The organism is Thalassotalea insulae, from assembly GCF_030161395.1.
GTDB lineage: Bacteria > Pseudomonadota > Gammaproteobacteria > Enterobacterales > Alteromonadaceae > Thalassotalea_E > Thalassotalea_E insulae.
In genome coordinates, this window is sequence record NZ_BSST01000001.1 from 149,432 (window position 1) to 162,475 (window position 13,044).

Annotated in this window: 10 protein-coding genes; 5 read left to right on the plus strand and 5 right to left on the minus strand. The window is 38.2% G+C overall.

Translation table 11 applies throughout. From position 1 onward, the window contains the following. Positions 1 to 91 precede the first annotated feature (91 nt). The 5 genes from ubiG to yfaE all read left to right on the plus strand — a co-directional run bounded on the left by ubiG (position 92) and on the right by yfaE (position 5,716). On the plus strand, positions 92 to 802 hold the full coding sequence (ubiG, locus tag QQK06_RS00730; RefSeq protein WP_284246547.1) for a bifunctional 2-polyprenyl-6-hydroxyphenol methylase/3-demethylubiquinol 3-O-methyltransferase UbiG: 711 nt from the start codon (positions 92 to 94) through the stop codon (positions 800 to 802). A gap of 1 nt (position 803) precedes the next feature. Then, positions 804 to 1,469 (plus strand): HAD family hydrolase, encoded by a 666-nt coding sequence (locus QQK06_RS00735; protein ID WP_284242598.1) that lies wholly within the window; start codon positions 804 to 806, stop codon positions 1,467 to 1,469. A gap of 388 nt (positions 1,470 to 1,857) precedes the next feature. Next, the gene (gene nrdA, locus QQK06_RS00740) at positions 1,858 to 4,128 is read left to right on the plus strand and encodes a class 1a ribonucleoside-diphosphate reductase subunit alpha (protein WP_284242599.1); all 2,271 of its coding nucleotides are present in this window, start codon (positions 1,858 to 1,860) and stop codon (positions 4,126 to 4,128) included. Positions 4,129 to 4,243: 115 nt separating this feature from the next. Beyond that, a complete protein-coding gene (gene nrdB, locus QQK06_RS00745; RefSeq protein WP_284242600.1) occupies positions 4,244 to 5,374 on the plus strand; it encodes a class Ia ribonucleoside-diphosphate reductase subunit beta in 1,131 nt (376 codons plus the stop codon). A gap of 9 nt (positions 5,375 to 5,383) precedes the next feature. Continuing rightward, on the plus strand, positions 5,384 to 5,716 hold the full coding sequence (yfaE, locus tag QQK06_RS00750; protein WP_284242602.1) for a class I ribonucleotide reductase maintenance protein YfaE: 333 nt from the start codon (positions 5,384 to 5,386) through the stop codon (positions 5,714 to 5,716). An 18-nt stretch (positions 5,717 to 5,734) separates the two neighbouring features. Here the strand turns inward: yfaE and QQK06_RS00755 are convergent, their stop codons facing one another. The 5 genes from QQK06_RS00755 to QQK06_RS00775 form a co-directional block, all read right to left on the minus strand. Beyond that, positions 5,735 to 7,072, minus strand: a complete 1,338-nt coding sequence (locus tag QQK06_RS00755) for a diguanylate cyclase (protein WP_284242603.1) — start codon at positions 7,070 to 7,072, stop codon at positions 5,735 to 5,737. Between the two features lie 158 nt (positions 7,073 to 7,230). Next, positions 7,231 to 9,420, minus strand: a complete 2,190-nt coding sequence (locus tag QQK06_RS00760; RefSeq protein WP_284242604.1) for an ATP-binding protein — start codon at positions 9,418 to 9,420, stop codon at positions 7,231 to 7,233. After that, positions 9,417 to 10,577, minus strand: a complete 1,161-nt coding sequence (locus QQK06_RS00765; protein ID WP_284242605.1) for a response regulator — start codon at positions 10,575 to 10,577, stop codon at positions 9,417 to 9,419. Before QQK06_RS00765 ends, QQK06_RS00760 begins: the two co-directional genes overlap by 4 nt. A 359-nt stretch (positions 10,578 to 10,936) precedes the next feature. Continuing rightward, entirely contained in the window at positions 10,937 to 12,679 is a 1,743-nt protein-coding gene (locus QQK06_RS00770) for a SpoIIE family protein phosphatase (RefSeq protein WP_284242606.1), read from the minus strand. Continuing rightward, positions 12,680 to 12,985 carry an STAS domain-containing protein gene (locus QQK06_RS00775; RefSeq protein ID WP_284242607.1) on the minus strand — a complete coding sequence of 102 codons (306 nt, stop codon included), beginning with the start codon at positions 12,983 to 12,985 and terminating at the stop codon, positions 12,680 to 12,682. Positions 12,986 to 13,044: the final 59 nt, after the last annotated feature.

The following is a 13,044-nucleotide window of genomic DNA, read 5'->3' on the forward strand; positions in this document are numbered from 1 at the left end:
GTGATAGATCAAACATTCCCCCTCATCAGCGCTAGGCGATATATTAACTTTAGTTTAGAATGCCAGCTCTTTAACTATTTAGATCTGCTTTATCACTATGTCGCAAAACGTCAACCTAGAAGAAATTGCCAAATTTGAAAAAGTCGCCAGTCAATGGTGGGAACTTGATGGAGAATTTAAACCTTTACATCAAATTAATCCGGTGCGCCGACAATTTATTATTCAGTATATGCAGGAGTTATTTGAGCAAAAAATACTCGACGTAGGTTGCGGCGGCGGCATTTTAGCAGAAAGTCTTGCCAGACTTGGCGCAGATGTTACTGGCATCGACATGGGGGAAGAGCCGCTTAATGTTGCCAAGTTACATGCCTTAGAATCAGGAATAACTGTCAATTATCAAAAAATTACTGCCGAAGAAATGGCTATACAATTGCCCGGGCAATTTGACGCCGTAACGTGTATGGAGATGTTAGAGCATGTCCCTGATCCCGCGTCTATCGTAAAGGCTTGCAGCACCCTAGTAAAACCTGGCGGTTTTGTGTTTTTTTCAACACTCAATAAAACACTTAAGTCTTATTTACTGGCAATTGTCGCGGCAGAAAAACTTTTAAAATTAGTGCCTGACGGCACTCATGACCATCAGCAGTTTATCCGCCCTTCTACTTTAATCGGCTGGGCTGAGGCCAATGGCTTAAAATGCATTGACGCTGCAGGCATTCATTATAATCCATTGACCGAAAATCATAAATTAATTGACTCGTTAGAGGTAAATTACATTTTATGTTGTCAGAAGGTGTCATAACATGAGTCAAGAACCTAGCAACATCGCCGCCGTTTTATTTGATCTCGATGGCACCTTATTAGATACCGCAGATGATCTAGGTGCCGCTTTAAATCACGTATTAGCCGGGCACAATTTGCCAGAAATTGAACGCGAGATTTTTCGCCCTGTTGCTTCAGATGGCGCCAAAGGCCTGCTTGAGCTCGGTTTTGGACAACGACTCAAAAATTATGACTATGATGTGCTACGTGAGAGATTCTTATCTTATTATCAATCGCATATTGCAATTAAAACATGCCTCTACCCTGGTATTTCTTCATTGCTTAACACACTGAATCAAAATGACATTCCTTGGGGCATAGTGACAAATAAACCGGAACAACTCACTAAACAGTTGTTACCTCACTATGTAGAATTTGAGCAATGTCGGGTCATTGTGGGTGGAGATACCCTATCGACCAGAAAGCCCGACCCAGCACCGTTATTATTTGCCTGCCAACGTTTAGAAGCTTCACCTGAGCATTGTTTATACATTGGCGATGCCCAAAGAGACATCGAAGCAGGTAACCGTGCCAAAATGACAACAGTTGTTGCCGCTTGGGGCTATATCAAAACAAGTGATGATATTAATCAATGGCAGGCTGACTATATCGCAAAAAGCATCAAAGATTGTTTAATGTATATATAATAATCAAGCTGATTATTTATAAAACAATATAAGTAACACATTGTAATTTATATATTTTTCACCCTATATGACAATTAGGAATATAGGGGTAAAATTTATGACTAAAATAAATCTATTTAAAGAAAAAAAAACTAAATAATCGTTGCGTTTCTTAAAAATCAAATTAAAAAGACGATACTAAGTTAGTTGTTACTAACTAAATAAATCTTCGTATAAATCCTAGTCAAATTATACACTTTTTAGTGCTTGCAATAGAGCCAAAACCTCATTATCTTGTGATCAGTTTTGAGTTTAGCCCCAAGATATAGTGCATTAACTCAAATTTGTGTTTTTGTAAACATTCACTCTAGATAATTAAAAAAATAATCGTAAATAATACAGGTTTTTCATGAATAACAACCTCTTTGTCACCAAACGTAACGGTAAAAAAGAACCCATAGATCTGGAAAAAATCCATCAAGTGATCACTTGGGCAGCAGAAGGCTTAGATAATGTCTCTGTCTCACAAGTAGAATTAAAATCACATATTCAGTTTTATGATGGGATAAAAACCGAAGATATTCATGAAACTATAATTAAGGCGGCCGCTGACCTTATTTCAGAAGAAACGCCTGATTATCAATATCTATCAGCACGTTTAGCGGTTTTTCACTTACGTAAAAAAGCCTATGGCCAATTTGAACCCCCTAAGCTCTATCAGCATATCGTTAACTTAGTTGAGGCTGGTAAATACGATCAGCATTTATTAACTGACTATAGCGAAGCAGAATTTGAGCAAATGGAAGCCTTTATCGATCATAGAAGAGATCTTAATTTCAGCTATGCTGCGGTAAAACAGCTTGAAGGCAAATACCTGGTTCAAAACCGAGTCACAGGTGAAATATACGAAAGTGCCCAATTTTTATATATTTTGGTTGCTGCTTGTTTATTTGCCAAATACTCTAAAGAAACACGTTTGCAATATATTGAAGGTTTTTATCACGCGATATCGACTTTTAAAATCTCGCTACCAACCCCGATTATGGCTGGAGTAAGAACTCCTACCCGTCAATTTTCATCCTGTGTGTTAATTGAGTGTGGTGACAGCCTGGATTCGATCAATGCCGCATCAAGCTCTATCGTTAAATACGTTTCGCAACGGGCTGGCATAGGGATCAACGCAGGTCGTATTCGTGCATTAGGCAGTACAATTCGCAATGGTGAAGCTTTCCATACCGGCTGTATTCCGTTTTATAAACATTTTCAAACTGCGGTTAAAAGTTGTTCTCAAGGTGGTGTTCGCGGCGGCGCGGCAACCTTATTTTATCCGTTGTGGCACTTAGAAGTAGAAAGCTTATTAGTGCTTAAAAACAACCGCGGTGTAGAAGAAAACCGGGTTCGCCACTTAGATTACGGCGTGCAATTTAACAAACTTATGTACCAGCGTTTGATTAAAGGCGAGTCAATTACCCTGTTTAGTCCAAGCGATGTTCCAGGACTATACGATGCGTTTTTTGAAGATCAGGAAAAATTTGAACAGCTGTACTTAAAGTATGAAGCGGATGATTCTATTCGTAAAAAGTGCATTAAAGCGATTGAGCTATTTACACTGTTTGCACAGGAACGCGCAAGTACCGGTCGGATTTACTTACAGAATGTCGATCACTGTAATACACATAGTCCGTTTTTACCGGAAGTTGCGCCCATTAGACAAAGTAACCTTTGCCTAGAAATCGCGTTACCGACCAAACCGTTAAATGATATTAACGATCCTGAAGGTGAAATAGCGCTTTGTACCCTGTCTGCGTTTAACTTAGGAGCAATTGACAGCTTAGATGAATTAGAAGGGTTAGCAGATTTAGCGGTCAGAGCCTTAGACAGTCTGTTAGATTATCAAGACTATCCAATGCCGGCAGCACGCAATGCCACTATGGGCCGAAGAACACTCGGTATAGGTGTAATCAACTATGCCTATTATCTGGCTAAAAATGGCGTATATTACTCAAACGGCAGTGCGAATAATTTAACTCATAGAACCTTTGAAGCAATTCAATACTATTTGTTAAAAGCATCAAACAAACTGGCTATTGAGCAAGGCGCATGTCCTAAGTTTAATGAAACCCGTTTGTCTCAAGGTATTTTACCGATTGATACTTACAAAAAAGAAGTTGATAACATTACCGGTGAACCATTGCATTTAGACTGGGAAACACTGCGAGAAAGCATTAAAAAGCACGGCGTTAGAAATTCTACTGTTTCAGCACTGATGCCATCAGAAACGTCGTCACAAATTTCTAATGCAACTAATGGTATTGAGCCACCACGTGGTTTAATCAGCGTCAAAGCCAGTAAAGACGGTATTTTAAAACAAGTTGTACCTGAGTATGCAAGACTCAAAGATAACTATGAGTTACTGTGGGCTATTCCAAGCAACGAAGGCTATTTAGAACTGGTTGGCATTATGCAGAAGTTTGTTGATCAGACCATTTCTGCCAACACTAACTACGATCCGTCAAAATATGAAGGCAATAAAGTGCCGGTTAAGCAAATTTTAAAAGATTTACTTACCGCTTATAAACTTGGCATCAAAACCATGTACTACCACAACACTCGTGACGGTGCAGATGACAGCGTAGAGCTTGAAAGCGATGATTGTGCAGGCGGTGCTTGTAAAATTTAACCAACTCTTGTGCGCCATTGCTATTGGCTATGGCGCAACATACTCATATTAAAAAACAAAGAATAGATAGATTTTTGAAACAATAAATTGTAGCTATTGTTTCTAGGAGCCATAGATGACCTACAGTACCTTTAACCAAACCCCAAATGACGCCTTAACAGAGCCAATGTTTATGGGGAATAGTGTTAATGTTGCCCGTTACGATCAACAACGATATATTGCTTTTGAGAAATTAATCGAAAAACAATTGTCTTTTTTCTGGCGTCCTGAAGAAATTGATGTATCAAAAGATCGGGCCGACTGGCAAGGACTGACAGACTCAGAAAAGCATATTTTTATTTCTAACCTTAAATATCAAACCTTACTTGATAGCATGGCTGCACGTTCAGTGAATGCCGTGTTATTACCGTTAGTGTCATTACCCGAAGTAGAAACCTGGGTTGAAACCTGGGCCTTTAGTGAAACCATTCACTCTCGCTCTTACACCCATATTTTGCGTAACCTATTTAGCGATCCAAGTGATGTCTTCGATGATATTGTCGTCAATCCAGCAATTTTAAAACGAGCCAGCTCCATTGCCCATTACTTTGATAAAGTGATCATCACCACCCAGTTATTGCAATCTCAAGGCGAAGGCAGTTATGAGGTTGAAGGTGAAACGATAGAAGTGTCAGAACGTAAGCTAAAAGAGCGTTTATACCTAGCAATTTGCTCGGTAAATGCGTTAGAAGCAATTCGCTTTTATGTCAGCTTTGCCTGTTCATTCGCCTTTGCAGAGCGTGAATTATTAGAGGGTAATGCAAAGATCATTAAACTAATCGCCCGTGATGAAGCCCTACATTTAACTGGTACTCAGCATATCCTCAACAACTGGATGTCAGGTAAAGACGATCCAGAAATGAAAGAAATAGCAGATGAGTTACGTGATCAAGGATTACAAATCTTTTTAGATGTTGTTGAACAGGAAAAAGAGTGGGCGCAATATTTATTTAAAGACGGTTCAATGATCGGTTTAAACGCAGAAATCTTAAATCAGTATATTGAATATATTAGTAATCAGCGTTTAACTGCCATTGGTTTCGACGCACCATTTACTATAAAAAGTAATCCATTACCTTGGATGAATGCCTATCTAGTCAGTGATAATGTTCAAGTTGCACCGCAAGAAACGGAAATATCCAGTTACCTAGTTGGGCAAGTTGACTCAGCCGTATCAAGCGATGATTTTGATGATTTTGATCTCTGATCATGAATAATGCCTCAAAAACTAGCGTCAGCAACTATGTGGTTAAAAATGGCTGATGCGAATACTCATACAAACAGTAGCAAACAACAGCATAAGGTCGTAGTCGAACAACAAACGATTGACTACGACCCTCAAGCGAAAACCTTACTCAATTGCTTAGAAAAAGCGGGAGTTGAAGTACATTACCATTGCCGTGATGGTTTTTGTGGCGCATGTCGAGTGAAGTTAATTAAAGGGCAAATAGAGTATCCAAACGGAGAACCACTTGCTTTTATTGGCGAAGGTGAAATATTACCTTGCTGCTGTATTCCTAAGTCAGATATAGAACTAGAAATCGATTGATTAAAAAATCTCAACGCCTCACAGTTTATTTGCTAATTTTTGTTGGATGCCAGATAACACTTCAGTAAGTTTACTGTTCACATCAATAAACAATGTTTGAAACTGACTTTCCTGACGATCGTTTAATGCAACGTCTAATGCTTTCGCCGCATCAAACAGCTCCATTGCTCCAATGGAAGAAGCGACTCCTTTTAAGGTATGAACCAGATGCTGAGCTTGCTGATAGTCTTTTTGTCGCAGCGCCTGTTCAATATGCTCAATATCTCGACCATGATCCTGATAAAACATCACCAAAATATCATGAAATAAGTCCTTATCTCCCAGTACATTATCAAGACCAACTTGATAAGTAATGCCGCTAAACACACATTGATGCGCATTGCTAACTTCGCTATTCGCCTGCTCCATATCTTCCTTGCTCCCCTTATCGGCTAATTTTGACTGCTCAACATAAGTCCGATTTCTGCCATTTTCCTTTGCCTGATACAGCATATGATCAGCGCGGCGCAGCATATCATCATAATCATTAATCGGCGGGGCCTCTGAAACTAACCCAACACTGACTGTTATATAAATCTCCTCAATTTTGCCGTCAAACTCTATTTGTATTGCTGAGTTCATTAACAATTGCCGACAACGCTCACAAGCGTTAAATGCCTCTTTAATGGTGGAATTCAACATACAAACCGCAAACTCTTCACCCCCAATGCGGCCAACAACGTCATAATCACGAAACGATGCGGTTAAAATACGAGCAAATTCCACCAATGCTTTATCACCAGATTCATGGCCGTACTTATCATTAACTTTTTTAAAAAAATCCAGATCAAACATCGCCAATGCAAGCGCATGTTTTTCCCGATTAGCCTGATTAATCGCTTTGTTTACCATACTTTCAAAGCTACCACGATTATTAACCTTAGTTAAAAAGTCAGTGTTTGCCAGTGCTTCTAATTGAATGGTTTTCTCCATCAACACTAAGGAGTTTTTAAGTCTTGCCAGTAAAATTTTGCTATTGTAAGGTTTATTCACATAATCATTTGCCCCTAATTCTAAGGCGGCAACTACCTGATCTTCATCATTTGAAGCAGACATCATGATGATTGGAATATGATCAAATTGAGAGTCGGCTTTAATTTTCATCAGGATAGATAATCCCGTTTGCCCAGGCATATACATATCAAGTAATAGCAAGTCAATCTGTGTCGACTTCAGATATTCAAACGCTGATTCAGTGGAATCCGCTAACAGCACATCATAACCTGCCTGCTGTAAATCACACTCTAGCAGCAATAAACTGTCTTTCGCGTCGTCGACCGCTAAAATGGTATAGGAATCTTTATGTAACACATTCACATTTATTAACCTGACAGCTAATTATCTTATTATTGAAGCACTTATTTGGGTACAATGCTATTATCTCAAAGTAAAATATTTTCATTTTTTAATAAATATATAATTGAAATCATCTGTAAGTCATATTGACAACAACAAACAGCTTAGAAATAATCTATTTAATTATTAGTTAAAAAATCAGCCAGCTCTTCAGAGTTAAACGGTTTTCTTAATACTGGATGCTGCCATTTATTATCTTCTTCAGCGATATAACCGCTGATTGAATACACTTTTATTTCAGGGAACTTTTCTTGTACCAATTCAACCGCTTCCCGACCAGAAATATCGGGTAAGATCATGTCGGTAATAAAAACATCAAACACACAGTCACAAGCTAGCACCTTAAGTAGCGACTCTTTACTTTGAACATATTCTGTCGCAGCCCCTTTACTAGCTAAAAACAGCGCGACAAATTCACCAATACTGGTTTCATCATCCAGCACTAATACTGATTTTTCACTCATCGCCATCTTGGTCTTTTTCTGTTTGCAAGTATTGACTTGCTGCTCAAAAACTCGGCAAGGGAATGCTAAAATAAATTCAGCCCCCCCTAAATCACATTGCCCTTTTGCCAGCACTTCACCATTATATTTATGGATAGTACCGTAAACATTTGCTAAGCCGATACCATTGCCTTTATTAACCAATTTACTGCTATAGAAGGGATCAAATATTTTTGCTAAATTTTCTTGTTCGATGCCTACACCGCTGTCTTTGACGTGAATTTCCAGCATTTTCTGCTCGTTAAGGCCAACACTCATCACTATCGTTCCTATCAATCCTTGTTCCTGAATCGCATCTTGTGCATTTAACACCAGATTCAGCAAGATATTGATAAATTCGCCCTGAGGAAATTTAATTTGGCAATGAATATCGTCAAACTGACATTGAAAATCTATGGTGTTGAGTAACAGCTGTTTAAATAAGTATTGATTTTCTTTAATTTCTTGAATTGGATCGAACTCGATAATTTTAACGGCTGGCTTACGGGTAAATGCTAATAATCGCTCCGTGACATTTTTACCTTTATCTATAGCATTTTTCACTCGGTCGATATATTTGCCTATGTCTTGACTACCATGAGCCACTTTCAATTCGAGCATTTCTGTTGCGCCAAGCGCAACACCAAGTACATTATTAATGTCATGAGAGACATTACCAAAGGTATTACCTAATAAAGCTAAACGATTACTAATAATTTGTTGCTGCTCTTTTCGATAATTTTCAGTAGTATTTTCAACAATCCAAATATAGAGCCCCTCTTCTGACTCAAATACCACCTGTAAATCGAAAACCGATATATAGTTATCAAAACTAATGTTAGCTTGCTTTATTTGCCCTTGCTCTTTTGCCAACCCTTTATAGCGCAAATAATCTTTGATACTAAAATTAATATAATCAAATAGACCGATTCCTTCACTGGCCATTTGTGATGACAACTCTTGATAAACCACCTTATCCGCTTCATCAATAAAAAATATCGGTACCTTTATGGTATAATTAACTTTCGACAGTAGTTTTAGCTTCTCATAAGTTTCAACTGTTTGAGTAATATCCTTAAAAACACCAAAAATAGCGACTACTTGTTCGTTATCATTCAGTTCAACTTCTCCGATACATTCTACTTGCACGCGCTTTCTCTGAGCATTGATTATAGTGCTTTTAAAATGAAAGCTTTTTTTATACTCAATCGCATCATCCAGTAATTGCTGAATCCGTTCTTGTTCTTCCTTTAGGTAAAAATCAATCGCAGAGGCTATTTCAGGCTGATACTGTCCAGGACGGACCCCATGAATAATATATATCCCTTTTGACCAATATAATTGGTCTTGCTTTAAATCCAACCGCCAGTGGCCAGACTGATTTAAGCGTTCTGCCAGATGTAAATAGCGGTTTTGCTTTTTTAATTGTGTGATTAATTTTTGTTCCTGAGTGACCTCTTTAATCGAAGCAGACATTTTTATCGGATCACCCTCTTGATACTCAAGACACAATAAATAACCATTGTTGATCTCACTAACTTTAACCTGGCAGTTTAGCGTTTGCTTAGATTTAAGCGGTAATTCAATTAGATAGGAAAACGCGGAGGTATGCGGATGTTGATCAGACTTTTGTTGATATAGCGTATAAGAAGAGATCACCTCTTTAAACAATAAGTTTTCGATATCGCTACCATGCAATTCCTTGCACGAGTATCCCGTTAGCTGCTCAAGACGATCATTCACCTCAATTATCTTACCTGAAGTATCTACACTGAGCGCTGCAAAAGGTAAATGCGCAATACCAAAATCACATTTTATTGGTGTCAAAATAGCTCATCCTCTTCATTGAGCACTTCTTCTGGCATTTCCTGTGTTGTATTCAATTGTTTCAACTCATCAACACTCGTTAACGCACTATCAAGCAAGTGACTAATATCAATAAATAATGCATCATCCTGACTATGTTTTTGTAACGCATTTTGTACAAGCTCGGTTAAGAACTCTTCCTGCTCCATTGTCATATCAAGTACATGAAAACTCATACCGATATTTTGCACTATTTCATTCATCACCTCTTGCTGATGATGCTTTGAAATTCCAATCATTTTCTTAGTTTTACTCACCGCAGCCAAAATTTGATCTTGTACCGTTTCTAACGAATCTTTATAAGTGATAAACGCCATCCTAGCACCAATACATTCGATCACAGACGCCAAGGCATCAATATAAATATCAGTTTCAATCGAACCATCTTCCAAATTTAATATTAAAATTGACACTAATGGATGATTAAAAATAGTGCGAGAACCAAAACGATAGAGCCGAGGTTTTACTTTTAATAGCTCCATCACTCCTTTTTCTACTGGCGAACAGAAACCATTTTTTGAACTGTAATATTCCGCAGGGCCAGTAAAAGGATAAAACGCGATACAGCCTTGCAAATTAGTGCTGTAAAGATAAGAAAAGACTTCATCCCTGATTTTTTCTAATGAAAAGCACTGATTTAATCTAGAAGTCAGTTGCATACAACTGCCGTATTTTGATGCCTGCGCCATCGAAATATTAATGACTCTGTCTTTCGAACAAATTTCATTTTCAAACTGATGAATTTGCTTTTGGTAGGCGATTAATTTTTCCAGTTTATTACTCAACGCCAGCAAAGACATCGGCTTAACTAAAAAGTCATCAGCCCCACATTCCAACCCTTTTAAAATCGCATCTTCACTTGCGAGCCCGGAATATAAAACAAAAGAAATCGCAACGTCTTGTTGTTTTACCTTTTGCTTAATCCAGTCTGAGCCTTTATCTTGTCCTATATTTTCATCGACCAAAGCTATTTCTACAGTGCCAATATCTGCAATAATGGCTTCTGCTCTTTGTAAGGTGTCTGCACTATAAACGAGGAATTGATGTTCCAATGCTTCCGATAACAGTTCCAAATAATCTTGTTCGTCATCTATGATCAGTATTTTAGGTTTAGACATTTTAAAAGCATTCCTTTGTTTCATTATCATCACTCTTGCTAGCCATTAGGCTTAATTCAAAAGCGATGAACTCCATTGTTGCCTGTACGGATTTAATGACTCAACGTCTACAAGGCTCAATAACCAGATCGTTCTTTGTTAGGTGATCTGCTATTGCAACCGTGACGTCGTAATTAAATCACGCCTAATTCGGACACAATGTGATCTCTAAAGATCAACAGTCCAACCTTAAGCATAGTGAATTTTTCTGAAATTACACATTTTCACCAGCAACCTATAGCAATTGAAACTAATATTTAATTCAATTGCTATTAATCTGCGCTATAGCGACACGTCCAGTCATTTAGAATATTTCTTTGCTAATTTTTGTCTTGCTGATTCTGCCAAAAAAATGAAGCTTTCGCTAAAGTACCGTGTTCACTAAATTGCAAATCCTGACAAAGCTGTTGAACCAATTCAATACCTCGCCCTGACAACTGCTGTTGATGTGCTACGCCTTGCTTGGGCATAGTATTTAGCACTGGAAAATCGAAGCCATCACCACTATCTTTTACTTTTACAACAATTTTGCCGCCATTGGATAATGGATAATATTGAATGACGATATGAATAAAACCTAAAGTTAAGTGTTTCAACCGCTTTTCTCGCTCACTGAAATATTGGGCGAACCCCTCTGGCGATGATTTTAAACCGGAGCTCAACCTCAATACTCCATGATCTAACGCATTCATATACAACTCCGTTAAAATCGTAAATAAGCTTTGCCAATGATCGCCATGACCTTCTAATTCTTGAATATAATTCATCGCTAAAGGAACGGGATTAATTTTCGCTAAGCGCTTACCCGTTAAATTTAAGTCCCAATGCCATGCCGGTATAGCATTATTTTGTGTATCACTGACCTTTAAAGGCTGCATATTTTGTTGATTAACGGCAAAGCTTTGCTGCCAGCCACCACATGGCAAATCAATCAAGGAAATATCATCTTCCTGTGGCATTTGCTGACAAAACAATTCAACCTGCCTCAGCACCGTTTGACTAACGCTATGCCCATTAACACCTTGTATCGCAGCATCCTCAAACCTTTGATAACCAAACATTTCTCCTTGTTCGTTACGCGCTTCAATAATGCCATCACTGATCAACACTATGCGATCATTCTGCTCTATTGATAACACTTTAACACTGACGTCTGTCAGCAAGTTAGATAGCACACCTAATGGAGGGTGAAACGAGCTAATTTTCTTTTTAATTTTCCCTTGATGATCAAAAAGATAAGTATCTGGCAACCCGGCATTAAAGACATACACCGATTGGTCATGATTGGAAATTGTTACCACGCCGGCAGCTAAAAATAAGTCGGCGGGTAAAAGATGATAGAGTTGTTGGTTAACCTGAGTAATTATTTCAGCTAAGGAGAAGCCTTTTTTTGTCATTGCTCTAAAGGTTTCGGCTAACGGGATCGCACCAATCGAAGAACGTAAACCATGACCGGTAAAATCTCCCAGTAAGACATTAACATCCCCATTAGGACTTAGTGCAGTTAATTGTATATCACCGCTAAACAGCGCCGCTGCCTTTTTTATTATGCCGATTTTATCAAGCGCATAATTACGGGTTTCTATCACACCAAACATTAATTGTTCAGCCAGCTCAGCATCTTTTTGCTGCTGTTGTTGCAGCCTTTTAACTTGGCTGTATAGATCGCTGATCCGTTGAATTGATTTAATTTTTGCTTTGAAAACCTCAGGAGAAAATGGCCGGACTAAAATGCCATCGCCACCAGCATCTATACTCTCAATAAAAGATTCATCAGTATCCATACTGGTAATAAAAATAAGCGGACATAAGTTATTTTTTAGCGATAAGCTTTTAATTTTTCGAGCCGCCTGATAACCATTCATCACCGGCATACTAATATCCATTAGTACTAAATCCGGTTGCTGCTGAATATAAAGTGCCACTCCTCGAGCACCATCTTCAGCGGTGATAACTCGGTAGCCTTCTTCTATTAATAAAACGCTTAATACCTTACGTTGCGTTGCCGAGTCATCCACGACTAACGCTAACTTTCCTTGCTTATGACCCGATAATAACGACATCTATCTTTCAATCGTCATCAAACGCTGAAATTGAGCTATCTCTAACACCTTATAGACAGCATCACTTGGGTTGACAAGTTTCAAGGTACCAGATAGCTGTTCAATATGATCTTTTAATAATAAAATCATACCCAGTGCGGAACTATCCATATAGGAGGTTTTACTTAAATCTAATATTACATTCACCCCTTGTTCGGTACGATGAATATAGGCCTCTCTAAATTGCTGGTGCAATGAAAAATCAAATCTGTCTTCAATCGCGATAGTAACGTTATTGCCTGCAAACTCTTCAATTTGTAATGACATATAATTTCCTTTACGTTTATATTTTTATAACTCTCAATTTCACCTTTGTTTAACCTTAG

What these genes read in the sequence shown, in the direction of transcription:
- QQK06_RS00735 (WP_284242598.1), top strand. Translation starts at nt 804, where the DNA reads ATGAGTCAAGAACCTAGCAACATCGCCGCCGTTTTATTTGATCTCGAT.
- QQK06_RS00765 (WP_284242605.1), bottom strand. Translation starts at nt 10,577, where the DNA reads ATGTCTAAACCTAAAATACTGATCATAGATGACGAACAAGATTATTTG.
- nrdA (WP_284242599.1), top strand. Translation starts at nt 1,858, where the DNA reads ATGAATAACAACCTCTTTGTCACCAAACGTAACGGTAAAAAAGAACCC.
- nrdB (WP_284242600.1), top strand. Translation starts at nt 4,244, where the DNA reads ATGACCTACAGTACCTTTAACCAAACCCCAAATGACGCCTTAACAGAG.
- QQK06_RS00775 (WP_284242607.1), bottom strand. Translation starts at nt 12,985, where the DNA reads ATGTCATTACAAATTGAAGAGTTTGCAGGCAATAACGTTACTATCGCG.
- yfaE (WP_284242602.1), top strand. Translation starts at nt 5,384, where the DNA reads ATGCCTCAAAAACTAGCGTCAGCAACTATGTGGTTAAAAATGGCTGAT.
- QQK06_RS00770 (WP_284242606.1), bottom strand. Translation starts at nt 12,679, where the DNA reads ATGTCGTTATTATCGGGTCATAAGCAAGGAAAGTTAGCGTTAGTCGTG.